This is a genomic window from Aquimarina callyspongiae (assembly GCF_034322225.1).
In the GTDB taxonomy this organism is placed as follows: domain Bacteria; phylum Bacteroidota; class Bacteroidia; order Flavobacteriales; family Flavobacteriaceae; genus Aquimarina.
On sequence record NZ_JAXLPA010000001.1, the window covers coordinates 522656 to 544147 of the forward strand.

Sequence of the window (21492 nt, forward strand, 5' to 3'; positions counted from 1 at the left end):
CCCCTATTAAATCTTCAAATTCTTACTAATAACACAAACGTATTACCTCATTTTACCCATCATCTGCATCATTCGTTTACCGCCACCACCTTGCATCATTTTCATCATTTTACTCATCTGATCAAATTGTTTAAGTAATTGATTAACCTGTTGAATAGAGGTTCCAGAACCTTTTCCGATTCTCTTTTTTCTACTTGAATTGATTATTTGAGGTTTTGATCTTTCTTCTGGAGTCATTGAATGGATTATAGCTTCAATATGCTTAAAAGCATCATCATCTATATCCATATTTTTCATCATTTTTCCTGCTCCGGGTATCATGCCTATCAAATCTTTCATGTTACCCATTTTCTTAACCTGTTGGATTTGTTTTAAAAAATCATCAAATCCAAATTGGTTTTTAGCAATTTTCTTTTGAAGTTTTCTTGCTTCTTCCTCATCAAATTGCTCTTGAGCTCTTTCTACAAGTGAAACAACATCTCCCATTCCTAAGATTCGATCCGCCATACGAGAAGGATAGAAAACATCAATTGCCTCCATCTTCTCTCCTGTACCAATAAACTTGATAGGTTTATTAACTACAGATTTTATAGAAATAGCAGCTCCACCTCTAGTATCACCATCTAATTTTGTAAGGATAACACCATCAAAATTCAAAACATCATTAAATGCTTTAGCTGTATTTACAGCATCTTGACCTGTCATAGAATCAACTACAAATAATGTTTCGTCAGGAGTAACTGCTTTGTGAATATTAGCAATTTCGGTCATCATGGCTTCATCCACTGCAAGACGACCTGCTGTATCAATAATTACAGTATTAAATCCATTTGCTTTTGCATGAGCAACACCAGCTTTTGCAATTGCAACAGGGTCATTATTCCCTCTATCGCTAAATACTTCTACATTTATCTGTTCTCCAACCACGTGTAACTGATCGATCGCAGCTGGTCTATAGACATCACAAGCTACCAAAAGAGGTTTCTTAGTTTTTTTAGTTTTTAGAAAATTTGCTAATTTACCAGAAAAAGTCGTCTTACCAGAACCTTGTAGTCCTGACATAAGAATTACAGATGGATTTCCAGACAGGTTAACTCCAGCAACATCACCTCCCATTAACTCGGTAAGCTCGTCCTTAACCAACTTCACCATTAACTGTCCAGGCTTAAGGCTTTTTAAAACATCCTGTCCTAATGCCTTTTCTTTAACATTAGCAGTAAACTCTTTTGCTATTTTATAGTTTACATCGGCATCTACCAAAGCTCTTCTTACTTCCTTAAGTGTCTCGGCTACGTTTACTTCTGTAATCTGACCATGACCTTTAAGAATGTGTAACGCCTTATCTAACTTATCGCTTAAATTATCAAACATATTCTTTATTCTGATTTAGAAAACTCTGTTCTTAAAAAACAGATAGGTGCAAATTTAAGTATTTGAAATGTATAAATAAAGGATGTAATTACAGAATTACTTAAGTTGTAGTTGATTTACCATTCAATTAGCGATCACTCTCTTTTATTACCAACTTTTGAACAAAAAACCTCTTCTGATAATCTTCCTTCCAATATTTTATTAGAGTTTCTTATAACTAATTATCAAATCGTTATAACATCTCGAAAAATACCCCTCTTAAATCAATTCAGAAACATCTATAACAAACATTTTTTCAATCATTTAATCATAAAAACAAGAACTTACACCATAAAACCACTTTTATAAATGGTTAATTTTTATAATTTTAGAAAAAATTAGGAAAAAAGTTGATAAAATTTAGGGTTTTAGAGTAGGATTTTTGAGGTGATAACTGTTTTATATATAGAAATCTTGCTATGAAAAAGAAAGATCTCTTAAAAGTGACCTAATAGTGAGCCACTTATAAATATTGAATTAGAGGCGTTTAATCTCTTAAACGCCCTTAATTCTTATCTTTAGACACTCTACTTCCTAAATACATCGATTAACAGAATTAAGTAATACATTACAAGAACTTATGACCACATCTAAGTCAAAAAACTATTTAGTTACTATTGCCAAAATTGCTGTCGTTTTTATAATTATTATCGGTTCATATTTTGGTTTTTCACACAATAATGGAAATACAACTATAGAAACTATAGTAGGACAAATGTCTACTATCGAATTACCTGATGAATCTATTGTACAGCTTAACGCACTATCATCTATTAAATATCCAGAAAAAAATTGGAAAGAAAATCGTAAGATTAAACTTAAAGGTGAAGCTTACTTTAAAGTTGCTAAAGGAAAAAAATTTGATGTTGAAACTTCATTAGGAACTATTAGTGTTTTAGGGACTATCTTTAATGTGAAGGAGAGAGACAACTATCTAGAAGTAACTTGTTATCACGGCATGGTAAGCTTAACTGTTAATGAGGAACAGATATTTTTACGTGCTGGAGATGCGGTCGAAATTGCAAACGAAAAAATCATCAATAAAAAAGTAGGAGCACTAGAACCCAATTGGATACACAATAGAAGTTTATTTATAAATACTCCTTATAGTAAAGTTATCCAAGAATTCGAGTGGCAATACGGAGTAACTATCAATACAAAAAACATTGATGATACAAAGTTTTTTACCGGTAATTTTGCCCATTCGGATTTAAAAAATGCTTTGCGATCTATTACACTACCGATGCATATAAAATACACTATTCAAGACAACACGATAGTTCTAATGAACAAGTAATTAAATTAACACCTTAAAAAAAGGTATTTAAAAATTGAGAATATTACTGGGGTACGTTTTGAGAATGAAAAATAAACTGTCTAGTGCTATAGTATTTTGCCTTAAATTTTAAGGTTTTTGATACCACTATAACTTATCACATCCTCACCTCCTACAACTTGTGTTGCATTTTTTACAATAGTAAATCCATTTTTTTCAAAAAAAGATCTAGTTAATAGATTTACTTGTGTAGTCAAGGTTTTAATATCATATGTTCTCGCCACTTCTTCAATAGTTTTATACAAACCACTGGCAATTCCTTGCCCAAGATAATTTTGATGAACAAAAATATACTCGATAACACCTGATTTATCCATAGAGAATGAGCCAATGATTTCTCCATTAATTTTGGCATTATAAATAAAATCTTCATTAAACTTTTTATGCCAGTAGGAAGTATTAGTAGCTAGCCTAGAATAAATCTTAATTTCTGCTTTGGTAAATATTTTTGACCCATAAGTAGTTACCGTTTCGTAAAATAAACGTTGCATTAAAGGTAAATCTGCATCAACTGCTCTGGATATTTCGTGCTTCATATTCACTAAGTTATAAAATAGGTGATAAAAAAACATCTATTCGCCTTCATTTTTCTTTCTAATTCGGATAAAAGGAATAAAAAATCGTTAGACTACTTTTTCCCGTTCTTATAACCTCCTTACTACTAACATCATCAACTAACAACCTAAGTCATTACATTCTTTCTGGTACAAATATCCCTAAAAGGGCAAATGCAGATTTAATTACATCTCCAACAGATGCAGATAATTGAACTCTAAACAATTTTTCCTGATCTGTATCTGCTCCAAAAATTGATACATTTTGAAAAAATGAATTATAGCCTTTCACCAGATCATAAGTATAATTAGCGATAACGGCTGGACTCAATTCATTCGCTGCGTTCTGAATAATTTCGGGATATAACTCTAATTGCTTAATAAGTTCTTTTTCCTTCTGATGCAAAGACAGATTTGTAATAGTAGAACTCCAGTCAAAATCTGCTTTACGCACAATCGCCTGAATCCTTGCATAGGTATATTGTATAAAAGGCCCTGTATTACCTTGAAAATCCACAGATTCTTCTGGATTAAACAGAATACGTTTTTTAGGATCCACTTTAAGGATAAAATATTTTAATGCTCCTAATCCTATATTTTTATATACTTTCTTCTTTTCTTCCTCAGAATACCCATCTAGTTTCCCTAACTCTTTTGAGATTTCGCCTGCAGTATTTTCCATCTCTGCAATTAGATCATCAGCATCTACAACTGTCCCTTCTCTACTTTTCATTTTACCACTAGGCAAATCTACCATACCATAACTTAAGTGATGTAGATTACCTGCCCATTCATATCCTAATTTTTTAAGAATGAGAAACAGTACCTTAAAATGATAATCTTGTTCGTTACCAACAGTATAGATCATTCCACCTACATCGGGCTTATCTTTAATTCGTTGAATTGCCGTACCTATGTCCTGAGTCATATATACTGCTGTTCCGTCGCTACGAAGCACTAGTTTTTCATCTAATCCTTCATCGGTTAAATCACACCAAACGGATCCATCTTCTTTTTTAAAGAACACTCCTTTTTTAAGACCTTCTTCAATATTATCTTTTCCTAGCAGATAAGTATTACTTTCATAATAATAACTATCAAAATCAACTCCTATAGCTTTATATGTTTGCTCAAAACCTTCATATACCCATCCATTCATAGTTTTCCAAAGCGCTACTACTTCAGGATCTCCTGCTTCCCATTTACGAAGCATTTCTTGTGCTTCAATAAGAATTGGAGCCTCCTTTTTAGCTTCTTCTTCTGTTCGACCTTTTGCTATTAATTCTGCAATTTGCTCTTTATATTTTTGATCAAATTTCACATAATAATTCCCAACAAGTTTATCTCCTTTCAATCCAGCACTTACAGGTGTTTCTCCATTACCAAATCGTTGCCAGGCTATCATAGATTTACAAATATGTATTCCTCGATCATTAATAATTTGGGTTTTATATACTTTTTTACCACTTGCCTTAATAATTTCGGCAACAGCATATCCTAAAAGGATATTTCTAACATGGCCCAAATGCAACGGTTTATTTGTATTAGGCGAAGAATACTCTACCATCATGGCTTTATTATTCTCTGACTGAGAAACAAAACCGTATTTTTTATCATCTTTGATTTTTGCAAAGAAGTTAAGATAATAAGTATCTGAAATTACAAGGTTTAAAAAGCCTTTTACAACATTGTAAGCACTGATATCTTCAACATTACTAACCAAGTATTCACCAATAGCTTCTCCTATTTGCACAGGATTTCCTTTTACGGTGCGAAGCATAGGAAATATAACTACCGTAATATCTCCTTCAAATTCTTTACGAGTTCCTTGTAATTCGACAGATTCTAGATCTGCATTATACAATGCCTGTAATGCTTTTTTTACTTGTCCTGAAATGATTTGTTGTAATGTCATTTTTAAAAATAAGCCCATTAAGGGAATTAAAAATTAAATCATATTTTTTGCTTTAATCAGTTTATAGTAAATCCCCTGATACAAAAAATCGAACTGCAAAGATAATAGAAATAATAGTGTCTTACTCTTTGTTTTTTCATCATTTATATCTGTAAATAAAAAAATAAACTGTTAAGATTTTCAACAAAAAAAGATTGAGCAAATTTTCAACTCAAAAAAGATGAAAAATCCCCTTTTTATAATTATGTAATTGATAAAATAATATTTCATTTTAATTTAAAAAATCAAAAATATTTATAGCAAACAAAATCTTTCTTTTTATTTCACACATAACGGAATGATTTACAATACAGTTCGTAAAAACTAATATTTTAAACGACGAAAGGTTTGTTTTTATCGACAAATTACCTTATTTTGTTAAAAAATTAACGGTTTTATGGTAACCTGTGTATGAGAAATACTATACTCTATTTTTCTTTAATTCTACTTTTTTTTGGTTGTAACCCTGATAAAAAAAAGGACCCCGAACTGCATCACCTAGCAGGGTTGCTTACTGGTTATTTTTCATCTAAGGAACAAGCTGAAAAAGAGATTGGATACATTGATACCAACTTAATAAATACACCTATCTGGAAAGATCAAAACGGTTATTGGCTATATTCTGAAGTTCATAATGCAAAAGATCCTTCTATTATATATACTCAAAGGATTTTTAAAATAGAAAAAATTGATAGTGTTTCTTTTAGAACTATTAACTATTTGATTCCTGATCAAAAGAAATATGCAAATGGCTGGAGAAATGAAAATGTTTTTGATCAACTAACAATGAATGAACTTGAATTAAGAGATGGTTGTGATGTTTTTTACAGAAAAAAAACATCTTCTATATACGCGGGTAAGACCAATAACATTTCTTGTTTAAGTAATAGAATAAAAAATGTTGCTTATCTCGTGAGCAATATTGTTTTAAGTAAAGATAAAATCTCTGTTTGGGATCGTGGTTATGATATAAACGGAAAACAAGTGTGGGGCAAAATACAGGGCCCATATAGATATAAGAGGGTATCTAAAGATTATATAAAATCATTGTTTTAATCCATAAAATCAGCTAAAGTCTTATTTTCAAGAACCCTAAGTGTATTATCTCTTACTTCTATCATTAATCCATGTACGGTACAGGTGTCTTCATCTGGGCAGTCATCGCATTTCTCATAAAAGTTAAGACTTACACAGGGCAACATAGCTATTGGCCCTTCTAAGACTCTTATTACTGAGGCCATAGAAATATCTTTAGGCTCTTTAATTAAATAATAACCTCCTCCTTTTCCTTTTTTAGAACCCAAAAAACCGTTCTTTCTTAAGGTTAACAAAATGCTTTCCAGAAATTTTTGAGAGATATTTTCACTCTGTGCAATTTCTGATATCAGTACAGGATTCTCACATCTCTTTCTTGCGATATAGGTCAGAGCCTTTAAACCATATTTCGTTTTTTTAGAGAGCATATTTAATTAATTTCTGATTATTACAGTTCGGTTCTTAATAGATATTACTTTTCGTAAAATAATGATCCATCATAAAAATCAAAGATAGATTATGAAATCTTAGGAAGAAAAACTTCTGCCATCATACATCTAGCACTTCCACCTCCAAGGGTTTCGATAGTGGTAAGGTCACTATACAGAATTGCACAATGTTTTTCTATTTTCAATATTTGATCTTTAGATAGACTATTATAAGCCGCCAATGACATCACAAGATAGCGTTTATCTCCTGAACCTACAACTTGCAACATATTACCCGCAAAACTATTTACTTGTTCTTCGGTAATAGTGATAATATCTTTACCATCGTTTTTTAAATGATTTACCAGGTTTTTTCTTTCTTTTTTATCATCTATACAATCAAGGCATATCACTGCAAAAGTTTCTCCTATACCCATCATAACATTTGTATGATAAATCGGAAGTCGTTGACCACCTACAGTTTGATAAGCTGTAAAAATAACAGGAGTATATTCAAAATCTTCACAAAACTCAATAACCAATTCTTCATCCGCCCGAGGTGATAAAGCGCAATAAGCTTTTCTATTTACTCGATCAAGAACCAGACTACCGGTTCCTTCAAGAAACACTTCTTCTTCCTCTGCGTCTGTGTAATCAACAATATTATTTATCTCAAAACCAGAAGATTCTAATAAATCCATCACCTCTGGTCTTCTTTCTCTTCGTCTATTTACAGCAAACATAGGGTACAGCCCTATATCTCCATTTTCATGAAAAGAAATCCAATTATTAGGAAAAATAGAATCAGGGGTATCATTTTTTGGATCATCATCAATCACCAAAACTTGTACTCCTACAGCTTTTAAAGAATTCACAAATTCGTCAAATTCTTTTTGAGCTCTAGAATTTGCATCTTCGGCAACAATACCTGCATCATCTTGATAATAATTATTAACAGCTGTTTGCTCATTCATCCTAAATTTTACCGGACGAATCATAACTATTGTATTAGTAACCTGGTTTTCCAAAGTAATATCTATCTTATATTTTGATTATTTATTGAGGTAGTTGCCTCTTTAAGCACTTCAAACGCCGCTTCGGCCATTCTATTACCTTTATGATCTAATGTGGGATTTACTTCTACCACCTCAAAACAAACTGTTTTTTTTGTATCTATAAAAGTTTTAATTATTAAAATAGCTTCTTCAATATCAAATCCTTTAGATACAGGAGTACCGGTTCCGTTAGAAATCATATCACAATCCATACTATCTACATCAAAAGATATGTATATCATATCACAGGATTCTAATTTTTCAACTGCTTCTTTTAAACACAATTCAAAACCTCTATATCTTATTTCTTCTACAGTATAGTTTTTAATGCCATTATCTTCTATAGCGCCTTCTTCTGGTTCTTCAGTATCTCTTACTCCAAAATACACAACGTTTTCGGCATTTACTTTTTTACCTTCAACACCAATATTTTTCATTCTCTCCCATAAAACTTCTGTTTCGTCTGATATCTCATTTATTTTATATTTAAGATTATCATTAGAAAGAGCTGCTGCCAAGGGCATCCCATGTATATTTCCAGAAGGTGATGTATAAGGCGAGTGAATATCAGCATGTGCATCTATCCATACTACTCCTAATTTTTTATCTGGATAAGCAGCTTTTACTCCGCTTATTGTTCCTAACGCAGAAGAATGATCTCCTGACAACACTATTGGGTAGTTTTCTTTTTTTAGATTTTCTTCAACGCTATTACTAAGTCTTTCGCATACTTTACAAACATTTTCAATACGTTTTGCAAACGAATTTTTTACCTTATTGTATATCGTTTCGTTTTCTGTTTCAATATCTTCAAACGGATATAAATTAAAATAATCATCATTCTGATTAATAGCTGCAATTTCAATTGCGTCAATCCCTAAATCAGATCCCCTTGTTCCTGCTCCTAAATCTGATCTGTTTTTTATTAATTTAATTCCTTTCATTGATAAGTTTTATTTTCTTAAGAAACGTTTTTTCAGAATTTTTAGCTAAAGTATTATTTCTTATTAGAATTGCAAAAGCCTTACTCTAATTCTCTATCAAGTAAGGCTTTTTTATAAAATTATAATCTATATTTATCTACTTTCCAGATCAACAAATGGTCTATATGTTTCACCAGTATATATTTGTCTTGGTCTTCCTATAGGCTCTTTACGTAAACGCATTTCTCTCCATTGAGCAATCCATCCTGGCAATCTTCCTAAAGCAAACATTACAGTAAACATTTCTGTTGGAATACCTAAAGCTCTATAAATAATTCCAGAATAAAAATCTACGTTTGGATATAATTTTCGTTGCACAAAGTACTCATCTTCTAATGCTACTTCAGACAATCCCTTTGCTATATCAAGTACAGGGTCTTCCATACCAAGATCACCTAGTACTTCTTCTGCAGATTTTTTGATAATTTTAGCTCTTGGGTCAAAGTTTTTATATACTCTATGCCCAAATCCCATTAAACGAAAAGCATCTTCTTTATCTTTTGCCTTTTTAATATATTTAGCTGTATCTCCTCCATCTTTTCTAATCGCTTCTAGCATTTCTATAACTGCCTGGTTAGCACCTCCATGAAGAGGCCCCCATAATGCAGAAATCCCTGCTGAAAGAGATGCAAATAATCCTGCGTGAGAAGAACCTACAATACGTACTGTAGAAGTAGAACAATTTTGCTCGTGATCTGCATGAAGAATTAAAAGCTTATCCAGTGCATCGTTTACAATCTTATTAGCTTCATATGCCTGATTAGGTCTTGCAAACATCATCTTATGCAAATTCTCTACATAACCTAAAGAGTTATCTCCATAGTCTAATGGTAAGCTTTTTCGCTTTCTCATCGTCCAAGCTGCAAGCACAGGAAATTTGGCCATAATTTTTACTATGGCATTGTACATCTCTTCTTCAGAATCTACATCTACAGAACCTGGATTAAATGCGATCAAGGCGCTGGTCAAAGAAGACAAAACTCCCATTGGGTGAGCGCTCTTAGGAAATCCGTCCAAGATTTTTTTCATATCCTCATCTACATGAGATTCTTCTTTTATGTCTTTATCAAATTTACTTAGCTGCTCTTTTGTTGGTAAATTTCCAAAAATCAATAAGTAAGCAACTTCAAGAAAATCTGCTTTTTCAGCTAGTTCTTCAATAGAATATCCACGGTATCTCAAGATTCCTTTTTCTCCATCAAGAAAGGTAATACCACTCTCGCAGCTTCCTGTATTTTTATACCCAGGATCTATTGTTGTTATTCCTCCTGTAGCTCCTCTAAGAGCTTTGATATCTATTCCTAATTCGTTTTCAGTTCCTTCAATAATTGGGAACTCATATTTATTACCATCGATTTCTAAAGTTGCTGTTTTTGACATATGATTTTTTAGAATTTTGCTATTACATTAAGGGTTGCTAAATTACGAAATATTAGCGTTAATATAATATTAATCGTTACAGGATTTTTAGCCTTACAACGTATTGTCAAAATTATTCGCAAAAAAAAGCGAGGATTTAAAAAATCCTCGCTTTTTCCTTATAAAATTTTAATATTTTTTATTCTATAACAATACGTTTTTGGTTGTTACCAATTTGAATTACATAGATACCTGTGGCCAGATTAGAAGCATCTACTTCTATACTTTGATTACCAAATGTAGTTTTAATTCCTTTAATTACTCTACCCTTAATATCCATAAGCTTAAAGTTTGGATTTAACATATCATTAGTCATGGTAACTCTAAACACTCCTTTATTTGGATTAGGGAGAATACTAAAATCTGTAATCACTAAATCATTTGCTGATAGAATTGCAAAACTATAACTAGTAGTTCCTGTAAGTGTTCCAAAAGTTCCACTTCCACTTCCATCATTAGGGTCTATTGTTACAAAATTACCAGCAGTAATTCCTCCTCCTATTAAACCTGTAGATACAGGATGCGTATCTAAAATTGCTTCAATGGTTCCTGAAACTGGATCTCCGGTTACTCTAAAACTAAACAGAGCGAATGCTGTACCATTTGTGTGATTAAAAATAGATGTTCCTGTACTTACATTACAGGTTAAATAAAAATAATCTTTTGTACCATCTCCAATGCTATTTGTAGTTAAAAAAGTAGCATCGAATTGACCTCCTATCCTCCAATTATCTCCAATAATATCAGTAAAAGAGGCAATACCATTACCTGTCTCTAATATAATTCTAATTCCTGCTTGAGAAAAGTCAGCTCCAGTAGCATCTGCATTAGGCACTCCATAAACGGTAAACAAATATGGATCTCCACCATCTTGCCTTAATTCTAAATCATAGGTTACCTGACCAAAAGAAAGTGAACTATATAAAATTGTAACAAGCGCAAATATTTTTTTCATAAGTAATTTGTTTTTTAAGTTATTTTGGGTATTTAAATTTAAGGCAAAAAAGTAGTAACATTAGACAATAGACTATTAAAACCATTAGCTGGATTTGCTAAAATATTATCTCCAATAAGTAAAGTATCATTTCCACTCCCAAATAGTGCTGATGTACCATCTAAGAAAAGATCTGAATTATTATATCCGTTAGGTGAAAAAAGTAATGAATTAAAACCGTTACCAGGGTCTGCTAAAATCTCATCTCCTATAGAAATTGAATCGTTACCACTACCAAAAAGCAATACCACTCCATCTCCATTTACATCTCCAGCCCACATCCCAACGGTATTTACCGGCATTCCAAAAACTGTTTGAGCATCAACTCCTCCAAAAGTTGCTTGAGTACCATCTCTAAAATCAAGAGTTGTAGTGGTTGTCGTTAAGGTTATTGCAGTATCCGTCATAATACTTAAGTGATTACGATGTTTTATTACTACAAAATAATCCCCTCCTGTTGTAGCAGCAAGTGTAATTTCTGAGTTTCCATTAATATCTACCACATCTCCATCACGTTGTACAAATGCAGATTGTCCATCAATAACGGTTGTATTGGTGGTTGCATCACGAAGTTCTACATACACCCAATCAACAATATTATCCTGATCAAGTGCAGCATCATTAAAAATCGTTCCATCAACTGATACACCATCGGTATATGGAGTATCATTAGGCAAATAGGATAAAGTTCTTAAGTTATCACGCATCATATCATCTGTGGTTCCTAACATTGCTCCTTGAAGATATACCTTTGGTGACACCCTAACAACATTATTAATAACATTCACAGTAAAATCATATGACGTTGGAGCAGCTCCACAGGTTACATCAAATGTCACCGCTGCTGTATACACTCCTGAATTAACCATCTGAATATCATCAGAAACCTCTACTTCTGTTCCTGAAGCTGAAAAAGAATTAGGTCCCGACCAGGAAATGGTACCATTAAAACTTTCTGGCATTCTCAATTCTAGTTTTCTTCCGATCTCTATAGAAATATCCGCAGTAGGTCTTGCCACAAAAGCAGCATCATCTATACTAACTTCAAAAGAAAGTGTAGGATTTTCTGCATTAATAGTTAGGTTTTTTTGCACTGTAATTCCGCAAGATCCAGCAATTGTATAGGTTATCGTATATAAACCTGGAGTACTGGCACTAAGATCAATTTCTCCTGTATTTGAATCGTTAAAGATTAATCCTGATGCACTAGAAAATGTTCCTCCTCCATCTCCTGTAATATTAGGTGATGGATCACTATCTGCAATACAATAACTAGCTTGAGTATAATTAAAATCTGCTGTACTATTTTGAGTTATATTAATTGTGGTTGTAGTAAATACAGTGCAACCACCTGAAGTAACAGTATATGTAATTTCATGGTTTCCTGAAGTACTTCCACCCAAATCAATCAATCCCGTGGTTGTATTTAAGAAAATTAACCCTGAAGTTGAAGAATTAGTAAATGTTCCTCCCGTAATACCCGTAATATTTGCGGTAGGATCTGAATCTGAACTACAATAATCCGATGCATAACTAAAAGTAGCATCAACATTTAACACTGTAATATTTAATGGAGCACTGGCTGCTGCACAATTACCTGTCAACGTATATACAATTGGATAGGTTCCAGGTGGAGTGGTAGTAAGATCTACTTCTCCAGTATTTATATCTGCAAAAACAAGATTAGTATTTGTACTACTAAAAGTACCACCAGCAGTACCAGTTATCGTAGCAGATGGATTAGCGTCTGTTTTACAAAAACTTATTGCTGGATATACAAAAGAGGGATCTCCTGTGTTTACAACAAATATTGTAAATTGAGCTTGAGCTGTACCAGCTGCATTACAACCTCCTCCAAATATAAATCTTCGTACCGTATGTTCTCCTATGGGTGCTGTAGCTAAATTTATCTCACCTGTTACAGGATCCAACATACTTCCTCCTAAAGTGCTACTTTGAAAAATAGCTCCAGCCACATTAGGGAATAATGGTTGATTGTATATAGGCAAAGGATTTTGACCACCAGTACAATAATTAACAGATTCATAACTAAATCCTGCATCTACAGTATTTGTAATCTCAACAGTATAATCATCTGTACAACTAGCATCTGGTGTTGTATAGGTAACCGTATAAGTTCCAACGTTACTAGCAGCAATATTTATACTTCCATCAGCCTGTAACGACAACCCTACAGGAGTACTAACAAAAGTACCTCCAGCTGTACCAGTTATTATAACTGGTACAACACTGTTATCACTTTCACAAAATATAGAACTGGACCCAACACTATTTGGATAAGTAATTGTTACAGTTCCTGTAGAATAGGTTGTTTTATCGAATTTATAATTCTTAGGATAATGATTTGTTTCTATATCATCAGAACAAACCAAATAATCAAAGGCTCTATTTAAGATATCTAAATCTTTAATCTTCAAATTTGATGTTACATCATTAAAACTATCAAAGTCTTCTGAAATATGAATACGATATTCATATTCATTTCCAAAAGCAATCTGATTGCATAAAATCAATAAGAAGAATACTAGTAAAAATTTCTTCATATAGTCTGGTTTTGATGGCACGAAAGTATTAAAAAATACTTATCCAGCCCCCTAAAATAGTTAAAATTAGTTAATTAACTGTATTTTGTCGTCAAAAACTTACATTTTATCGTATCCAAAAGAGCTTTAAATCAAGAACACAATAAAATAGCTTATAAAAAAAGCTCACTAATTGTGAGCTTTTTCCTACATTTTATTTTTTTATTACTTTATCTTAAAAGCTTTTTCTTTTGGATAATATGCAACAGTACCTAATTCTTCTTCTATTCGAAGTAATTGATTGTATTTTGCCATTCTATCACTACGAGAAGCAGAACCAGTTTTAATCTGCCCTGTATTTAAAGCTACAGCTAGATCTGCAATGGTATTATCTTCTGTTTCACCAGATCTATGTGACATCACAGAAGTATACCCTGCATTATGCGCCATATTAACTGCAGCAATCGTTTCTGTTAATGTTCCTATTTGATTTACTTTTATCAAAATTGAATTTGCAGTATTATTCTCAATACCTCTTGACAACCTCTCTACATTGGTTACAAATAAATCATCTCCAACTAATTGAACTTTGTCTCCCACTTTATCTGTAAGATATTTCCAACCATTCCAATCATTTTCATCCATTCCATCTTCAATAGATATAATAGGGTATTTAGCAGCTAATTCTGCAAGGTAATCTGCTTGCTCTTCACTTGAACGCACTACTCCTTTATCACCTTCAAACTTTGTGTAATCATACTTACCATTCACATAAAACTCAGCAGCAGCACAATCCAATGCTACCATAATCTCATCTCCAAACTTGTACCCAGCATTTTCTACTGCTTTGGCTATAGAATCTAATGCATCTTCAGTTCCATCAAGAGTTGGTGCAAATCCTCCTTCATCTCCAACTGCAGTACTTAATCCTCGATCATGTAATACTTTCTTAAGGTGATGAAAGATTTCTGTTCCCATCTGCATTGCTTGCGTGAAATTTTCGGCTTTTACAGGCATTACCATAAATTCTTGAAAAGCGATAGGGGCGTCACTATGGGATCCTCCATTAATAATATTCATCATAGGAACGGGAAGTGTATTTGCACTTACTCCACCTACATACCTATATAAAGGCATATTTAATTCATTTGCTGCTGCTTTTGCTGCTGCTAATGATACTCCTAAAATTGCATTAGCTCCTAATTTAGATTTATTAGGAGTGCCATCTAATTCGATCATTGTCTGATCCAATAGGTTCTGATCAAATACAGAATAGCCCAGTAACTCTTCTGCAATTATTGTATTTACATTTTCGACAGCTTTAAGAACACCTTTACCCATATAGTTTTTTCCACCATCCCGAAGTTCAACAGCCTCATGTTCTCCTGTTGAAGCTCCTGAAGGTACTGCTGCTCTTCCTAAAACACCATTTTCTGTAATCACATCAACTTCTACAGTTGGGTTTCCTCGTGAATCTAAAATTTGTCTAGCGTGAATATTAATAATTACACTCATTTTTTTATTGTTTTGTTGGATAATTTTAATTCTTCGCAATATACAAAACCGCCTAACTCTAACATCTTCAAAAAGGGTCTAATTTACCCTCAAAATCTCCATATAGCCATTAAGTTATCAACTATAACGTTATAGGTTAAGATGTTATACAAACCTCTTAATCCTAGCCACATTATGAAAATTTTATACAGTTGTTTTTGTCTTTTTTATATTTTCTATAAATTGATCGAAAAGATATATTGAATCATTAGGGCCTGGACTTGCTTCAGGGTGATATTGGACAGAAAAACAATTTTTACTTTTTAATCGTATTCCAGCTACTGTATGATCATTAAGATGTACATGTGTAATTTCAACATCTGGATGTTTCTCTGCATCTTCTCTATTAATAGCAAAACCATGGTTTTGAGAAGTGATTTCTCCTTTTCCTGTAATCAGATTTTTTACCGGGTGATTTATTCCTCTATGTCCGTTATGCATCTTATACGTACCAATGCCATTAGCTAATGCCAATACCTGATGACCTAAACATATTCCAAATAATGGAAGGTCTCTTTTAATAATCTCTTTAGCTGTATTAATTGCATCTGTTAATGGTTCTGGATCTCCTGGACCATTAGATAAAAAATAACCATCTGGTTGCCATTCGCTCATTTCTTCAAAAGAGGCATTGTATGGAAATACTTTAATATATGCATCTCTTGAAGCCAGGTTACGAAGTATATTTTTCTTAATTCCGATATCCAAAGCTGAAATTTTATAAGTAGCATTTGGATCTCCAACAAAATAGGGTTCTTTTGTAGAAACTTTAGAAGCAAGTTCTAATCCATTCATATCTGGAACAGCCGCAAGTTGTTCTTTAAGACCATCGATATTGTCAACCTCTGTAGAAATTACCGCATTCATAGCACCGTTATCTCTAATATAACTTACCAATGCTCTTGTATCTACATCAGAAATTGCCAGAAGGTTATGTTTCTCCAAAAAGTCTTGTAATGAGCTATCAGCCAGAACACGTGAAAATTCATAGCTGAAATTCTTTACGATAAGGCCTGCTATTTTTATGGAATCAGATTCGATCTCTGCTTCATTAGTTCCATAATTACCTATATGCGCATTAGTGGCAACCATTAATTGTCCATAATAAGAAGGGTCGGTAAAAATTTCCTGATATCCTGTCATACCTGTGTTAAAACACACTTCGCCAAAGGCGCTGCCTTCTCTTCCAACCGCTTTACCATGAAAAATTGTACCGTCTGCCAGTAGAAGTATTGCTTTTTTTCGAGATTGATATTTCATTATCTATCGTTTTATATGAGAATTTGTATAGTTTCCTTTAAGAGGCGGAAAGCCTTTTTTATATTATTCAAAAAAAAAGGATAAACGCCGAACGCTTATCCTTTTGTCATTATGTGTTATTCACATCTGTCATTTATTCTTCTTCAGAATTAGTAGTTTCTGTTGCCGGAGCTGCTGGAGCAGTTTCGGTTTTCTTACTTCTACCTCTTCGAGTAGTTTTCTTCTTAGCAGGTTTACCAGCGTTGTATAGCTCGTTATAATCTACTAATTCGATCATTGCCATATCAGCATTATCACCTAGACGATTTCCAAGTTTAATAATTCTAGTATATCCTCCTGGTCTGTCACCTACTTTAGCAGCAACTTCTCTAAATAATTCTGTTACTGCATATTTATTACGCAATCTACTAAATACGATACGACGATTATGTGTAGTATCTTCTTTAGACTTTGTAACTAATGGCTCAACAAATTGCTTTAAAGCTTTTGCTTTAGCAACTGTAGTATTAATTCTCTTATGCTCGATTAGAGAACAAGCCATATTCGCAAGCATTGCTTTACGGTGTGCAGTTTTTCTTCCTAAGTGATTTACTTTCTTTCCGTGTCTCATGACATTTAATTTTAATCATCATCTTGCTCAATCCACCTCTTGCGGAGAGCAAAATATGATGGATTAGTCTTTATCTAATTTATATTTTGAAAGATCCATACCGAAGTTAAGTCCTTTCACATTTACAAGCTCTTCAAGCTCTGTTAATGACTTTTTACCAAAGTTACGGAACTTCATTAAGTCATTTTTATTATACGATACTAGATCACCTAAAGTATCTACTTCTGCAGCTTTTAAACAGTTTAATGCACGTACAGATAAGTCCATATCAATAAGCTTAGTTTTTAACAACTGTCTCATATGAAGTGATTCCTCATCATACGTTTCTGTTTGTGCAATTTCATCAGCTTCTAATGTGATACGCTCATCAGAGAATAACATAAAGTGATGGATTAATATTTTTGCAGCTTCAGTAAGCGCATCCTTAGGGTGAATAGATCCGTCAGTAACGATTTCGAAAACTAACTTTTCATAATCTGTTTTTTGCTCTACACGATAATTCTCAATGCTATATTTAACATTTTTGATTGGAGTGTAGATAGAATCTGTAAAAATGGTTCCAATAGGAGCATTTGCCTTCTTATTTTCTTCAGCTGGAACATAACCTCTACCTTTTTCAATGGTAATCTCAAGGTTAAGTGCCACTTTTTTATCCATATTACAGATAACTAAATCAGGGTTCAGCACTTGGAAACCAGAAATAAATTTCTGAAAATCTCCTGCTGTTAATTGTTCCTGACCTGATATAGAAATAGTTACTGATTCATTATCGATATCCTCAATCTGACGCTTAAAACGTACTTGCTTAAGGTTAAGAATAATCTCTGTAACATCTTCTACTACACCTGATATTGTTGAAAATTCGTGATCTACACCTTCTATTCTAAGAGAAGTTATCGCGAATCCCTCTAAAGAAGACAGCAAAACTCTTCGTAAAGCATTACCAACTGTTAATCCATACCCTGGTTCTAATGGTCTAAATTCAAATTTACCATCGAACTCAGTAGAGTCGATCATGATAACTTTATCGGGCTTCTGAAAATTTAATATTGCCATGTTATTGTTTCTTCTTAGAGTTATTACTTAGAGTATAATTCGACGATGAATTGTTCATTAATATTTTCCGGAATTTGAATTCTAGCCGGAACAGATACAAACGTACCTTGTTTTGTTTCATTATTAAATGTAATCCATTCGTATACTTTACTATTGTTTGCAAGCGAATTTTGAATTACTTCTAATGATTTTGATTTTTCTCTAACTCCTACAACATCTCCTGCTTTTAATTGGTAAGACGGTATGTTAACCAATTGTCCATTTACTGTGATGTGTCTGTGAGAAACTAATTGTCTAGCTCCTCTACGAGAGTTTGACAATCCCATTCTGAATACAACGTTATCTAAACGAGACTCACAAAGTTGAAGTAATACTTCACCTGTAATACCTTGTGCACGCGTTGCTTTTTCAAACATGTTACGGAATTGACGTTCAAGAACTCCATACGTATATTTAGCTTTTTGCTTTTCCATTAACTGGATAGCATATTCACTTTTCTTACCTCTACGTCTGTTGTTTCCGTGTTGTCCTGGAGGGTAATTTCTTTTTTCGAATGACTTATCGTCTCCGAAGATCGCTTCACCAAATTTACGAGCGATTTTAGTTTTTGGACCAGTATATCTTGCCATTTTTACTTGTTTAGTTATTGAGGTGGTTATGAATTAAGGTCTCTTTCCTTCGATAACCAATACTCCTCTTTAGATTTACTTATTTACTGTTTTAACTGAGTATATAATTTTAATAATTATTATACTCTACGTCTTTTTGGAGGACGACATCCGTTATGCGGCATTGGAGTTACATCAATAATTTCTGATACCTCAATTCCTGAATTGTGGATAGAACGTATTGCTGATTCTCTACCGTTACCTGGGCCTTTAACGTATACTTTTACCTTCTTTAATCCTGCTTCGATTGCTACTTTTGCAGCATCCTCTGCAGCTAACTGCGCAGCATAAGGAGTGTTCTTTTTAGAACCTCTGAATCCCATTTTACCAGCAGAAGACCAAGAAATAACGTCTCCTTTTTTATTAGTTAACGAAATAATAATGTTGTTAAAAGAAGCTGTTACGTGTGCTTCTCCTACAGACTCAACAATTACCTTACGTTTTTTTGAAGTTGACTTTGCCATACTACTTATTATTTAGTTGCTTTTTTCTTGTTAGCAACTGTTTTTCTTCTTCCTTTACGTGTTCTAGAATTGTTCTTAGTACGCTGTCCTCTTAATGGAAGACCCGCTCTATGACGAATACCTCTATAACATCCTATATCCATAAGACGCTTGATATTCAACTGTACTTCTGAACGTAATTCTCCTTCAATGGTATAGGCTCCTACAGCTTCACGAATACGACCAATTTGATCATCATTCCAATCAGAAACTTTTATACTTTCGTCTACTTTGGCATTAGCTAAAATTTCTTTAGCTCTACTTCTACCGATTCCGAAGATATAGGTTAATGCTATAACTCCTCGCTTTTGTTTAGGTATATCTACCCCTGCAATTCTTGCCATAATTACCCTTGTCTTTGTTTAAATCTAGGATTCTTTTTATTAATTACGTAAAGTCGGCCTTTTCTACGCACAATCTTGCACTCGGCACTTCTCTTTTTTAATGATGCTCTTACTTTCATCTTTTTATTTTTATGTCCGAAAAATATTATCTCGGAATACAATTAACAAGATTTTTCAGCCTGCAAAAGTAATGAAAAAATCTTGATAAACTAACATTCTTAAACTAATTAGTATCTATATGTTATACGAGCCTTACTTAAATCATAAGGACTCATTTCTAATTTCACCTTATCACCCGGTAATAATTTAATGTAATGCATTCGCATTTTACCAGAGATATGAGCAGTCACAACGTGACCATTTTCTAGTTCAACTCGAAACATTGCATTTGATAACGCTTCGATGATACTTCCGTCTTGTTCTATTGCTGGTTGTTTTGCCATTATGCTACTGCTTTACGGTTTTTACCGGTTTTCATTAAACCATCATAATGTCTATTCAATAAATATGAATTAACCTGTTGCATTGTATCGATAGCTACACCCACCATAATTAACAATGATGTCCCACCAAAAAATAGTGCCCATCCTTGTTGAACATTTAATAACTTCACCGCAATTGCAGGAAAAACTGCAATCAAGGCCAAGAATATTGATCCTGGCAAAGTTATTTGTGACATAATCTTATCAAGATATTCAGCTGTTTCACTACCTGGCCTAATACCAGGAATGAAACCTCCACTACGCTTCAGGTCATCTGCCATTTTATTAGTAGGCACCGTAATTGCTGTATAGAAGTATGTAAATACAATTATCAATAGTGCAAATACCACATTATACCAAAAACCAAAGATATCGCTAAACGCAGCTGCTATACCTTGCGAAGTTTCAGAATCTGAAAGACCCGCAACGGCAGCTGGAATAAACATAATTGCCTGCGCAAATATAATTGGCATTACTCCAGATGCATTAAGTTTTAATGGTATGTACTGACGAGAACCAAAAACGTTCTTCTCATATCCTCCACCTGCTGTTCTTCTAGCATATTGTACAGGGATTTGACGTACAGCCATCACTAATAGCACTGAGGCCAGTATAATAACGAACCAAATCACTAATTCGATAAGCACCATTATCATATCTCCACCTTCTCCAGATACTCTTGATGAAAAGTTCTGAACAAATGATTGAGGTAATGTAGCGATGATACCTACCATAATTAATAAAGAGATACCATTACCAATTCCTTTATCAGTGATCTTTTCTCCTAACCACATTGCAAAGATACATCCGGTTGTAAGAATGATAACAGAAGATACAACAAAAACCGTCTGGTTTTGAAGCACGAATGCTTCTCCAGGAAGTGTCGCAAACAAGTTATAGATATAACCAGGTCCTTGAACCAGGGTAATTGCAATAGTTAACCAACGTGTTATCTGATTGATTTTCTTTCTACCACTTTCTCCTTCTTTTTGAAGTTTTTGAAGATATGGTATCGCGATACCCATCAACTGTACAACAATAGAAGCTGAAATGTAAGGCATAATACCCAATGCAAATACAGAAGCATTAGCAAATGCTCCTCCTGTAAATGCGTTAAGTAATCCCAACAAACCGCTATCAGTTTGCGTACCTAGATTTGCCAGCTCTGCTGCATCTATACCAGGAAGTACTACTTGTGCTCCAAAACGATATACTAAAAGCAATCCTAGTGTAACTAAGATTCTATTTTTTAGTTCTTCGATTTTCCAAATGTTTTTTATTGTATCAATAAATTTCATGAAATG

21 protein-coding genes are annotated in these 21492 nt (G+C 33.3%); 2 read left to right on the forward strand and 19 right to left on the reverse strand.

All coding sequences use genetic code 11. From position 1 onward, the window contains the following. Positions 1 to 42 precede the first annotated feature (42 nt). A complete protein-coding gene (gene ffh / locus U0D62_RS02130) occupies positions 43 to 1371 on the reverse strand; it encodes a signal recognition particle protein (protein WP_322193587.1) in 1329 nt (442 codons plus the stop codon). 619 nt (positions 1372 to 1990) lie between these two features. On the opposite strand from ffh, the gene U0D62_RS02135 reads away from it, so the two are divergent. Continuing rightward, positions 1991 to 2707 (forward strand): FecR family protein, encoded by a 717-nt coding sequence (locus tag U0D62_RS02135; protein WP_322193588.1) that lies wholly within the window; start codon positions 1991 to 1993, stop codon positions 2705 to 2707. Positions 2708 to 2808: 101 nt separating this feature from the next. On the opposite strand, the gene U0D62_RS02140 is transcribed toward U0D62_RS02135, so the two are convergent. Together U0D62_RS02140 and argS are read right to left on the reverse strand one after the other, a co-directional pair. Then, entirely contained in the window at positions 2809 to 3282 is a 474-nt protein-coding gene (locus U0D62_RS02140; RefSeq protein ID WP_322193589.1) for a GNAT family N-acetyltransferase, read from the reverse strand. 154 nt (positions 3283 to 3436) lie between these two features. Continuing rightward, on the reverse strand, positions 3437 to 5215 hold the full coding sequence (gene argS, locus U0D62_RS02145) for an arginine--tRNA ligase (protein ID WP_322193590.1): 1779 nt from the start codon (positions 5213 to 5215) through the stop codon (positions 3437 to 3439). 450 nt (positions 5216 to 5665) lie between these two features. On the opposite strand from argS, the gene U0D62_RS02150 reads away from it, so the two are divergent. Beyond that, positions 5666 to 6310: a chromophore lyase CpcT/CpeT gene (locus U0D62_RS02150; RefSeq protein ID WP_322193592.1), complete on the forward strand. Its 645-nt coding sequence runs from the start codon at positions 5666 to 5668 to the stop codon at positions 6308 to 6310. On the opposite strand, the gene U0D62_RS02155 is transcribed toward U0D62_RS02150, so the two are convergent. From U0D62_RS02155 to secY, 16 genes are all read right to left on the reverse strand, one after another. After that, positions 6307 to 6717, reverse strand: a complete 411-nt coding sequence (locus tag U0D62_RS02155) for an RrF2 family transcriptional regulator (RefSeq protein ID WP_322193593.1) — start codon at positions 6715 to 6717, stop codon at positions 6307 to 6309. The two genes, U0D62_RS02150 and U0D62_RS02155, sit on opposite strands and share 4 nt — an antisense overlap. An 89-nt stretch (positions 6718 to 6806) precedes the next feature. Continuing rightward, entirely contained in the window at positions 6807 to 7715 is a 909-nt protein-coding gene (gene ctlX / locus U0D62_RS02160; RefSeq protein WP_416135535.1) for a citrulline utilization hydrolase CtlX, read from the reverse strand. 38 nt (positions 7716 to 7753) lie between these two features. Further along, positions 7754 to 8716 (reverse strand): arginase, encoded by a 963-nt coding sequence (rocF, locus tag U0D62_RS02165; RefSeq protein ID WP_322193594.1) that lies wholly within the window; start codon positions 8714 to 8716, stop codon positions 7754 to 7756. A 132-nt stretch (positions 8717 to 8848) separates the two neighbouring features. Beyond that, positions 8849 to 10135, reverse strand: coding sequence for a citrate synthase (locus U0D62_RS02170; RefSeq protein WP_322193595.1), 1287 nt, complete (start codon positions 10133 to 10135; stop codon positions 8849 to 8851). A 178-nt stretch (positions 10136 to 10313) separates the two neighbouring features. After that, on the reverse strand, positions 10314 to 11129 hold the full coding sequence (locus U0D62_RS02175; RefSeq protein ID WP_322193596.1) for a T9SS type A sorting domain-containing protein: 816 nt from the start codon (positions 11127 to 11129) through the stop codon (positions 10314 to 10316). Between the two features lie 38 nt (positions 11130 to 11167). Next, a complete protein-coding gene (locus U0D62_RS02180; protein WP_322193598.1) occupies positions 11168 to 13732 on the reverse strand; it encodes a hypothetical protein in 2565 nt (854 codons plus the stop codon). Positions 13733 to 13936: 204 nt separating this feature from the next. Beyond that, positions 13937 to 15226 (reverse strand): phosphopyruvate hydratase, encoded by a 1290-nt coding sequence (gene eno / locus U0D62_RS02185; protein WP_322193599.1) that lies wholly within the window; start codon positions 15224 to 15226, stop codon positions 13937 to 13939. Positions 15227 to 15409: 183 nt separating this feature from the next. Next, positions 15410 to 16525: a glutamine-hydrolyzing carbamoyl-phosphate synthase small subunit gene (gene carA, locus U0D62_RS02190; RefSeq protein ID WP_322193600.1), complete on the reverse strand. Its 1116-nt coding sequence runs from the start codon at positions 16523 to 16525 to the stop codon at positions 15410 to 15412. Positions 16526 to 16658: 133 nt separating this feature from the next. After that, positions 16659 to 17135 (reverse strand): 50S ribosomal protein L17, encoded by a 477-nt coding sequence (gene rplQ, locus U0D62_RS02195; RefSeq protein ID WP_322193601.1) that lies wholly within the window; start codon positions 17133 to 17135, stop codon positions 16659 to 16661. Positions 17136 to 17198: 63 nt separating this feature from the next. Further along, positions 17199 to 18191, reverse strand: a complete 993-nt coding sequence (locus U0D62_RS02200; protein ID WP_024770856.1) for a DNA-directed RNA polymerase subunit alpha — start codon at positions 18189 to 18191, stop codon at positions 17199 to 17201. A 23-nt stretch (positions 18192 to 18214) separates the two neighbouring features. Then, positions 18215 to 18820, reverse strand: coding sequence for a 30S ribosomal protein S4 (gene rpsD, locus U0D62_RS02205; protein ID WP_322193602.1), 606 nt, complete (start codon positions 18818 to 18820; stop codon positions 18215 to 18217). 119 nt (positions 18821 to 18939) lie between these two features. Next, positions 18940 to 19323 (reverse strand): 30S ribosomal protein S11, encoded by a 384-nt coding sequence (gene rpsK / locus U0D62_RS02210; RefSeq protein WP_073316875.1) that lies wholly within the window; start codon positions 19321 to 19323, stop codon positions 18940 to 18942. Between the two features lie 8 nt (positions 19324 to 19331). Further along, entirely contained in the window at positions 19332 to 19706 is a 375-nt protein-coding gene (gene rpsM / locus U0D62_RS02215; protein WP_322193604.1) for a 30S ribosomal protein S13, read from the reverse strand. A 2-nt stretch (positions 19707 to 19708) separates the two neighbouring features. Then, positions 19709 to 19825: a type B 50S ribosomal protein L36 gene (gene ykgO, locus U0D62_RS02220; RefSeq protein ID WP_073316873.1), complete on the reverse strand. Its 117-nt coding sequence runs from the start codon at positions 19823 to 19825 to the stop codon at positions 19709 to 19711. Positions 19826 to 19933: 108 nt separating this feature from the next. Then, a complete protein-coding gene (gene infA, locus U0D62_RS02225) occupies positions 19934 to 20149 on the reverse strand; it encodes a translation initiation factor IF-1 (protein ID WP_010181908.1) in 216 nt (71 codons plus the stop codon). Further along, the gene (gene secY, locus U0D62_RS02230; protein ID WP_322193616.1) at positions 20149 to 21486 is read right to left on the reverse strand and encodes a preprotein translocase subunit SecY; all 1338 of its coding nucleotides are present in this window, start codon (positions 21484 to 21486) and stop codon (positions 20149 to 20151) included. The genes infA and secY overlap by 1 nt, the downstream gene beginning before the upstream one ends. Positions 21487 to 21492 lie beyond the last annotated feature (6 nt).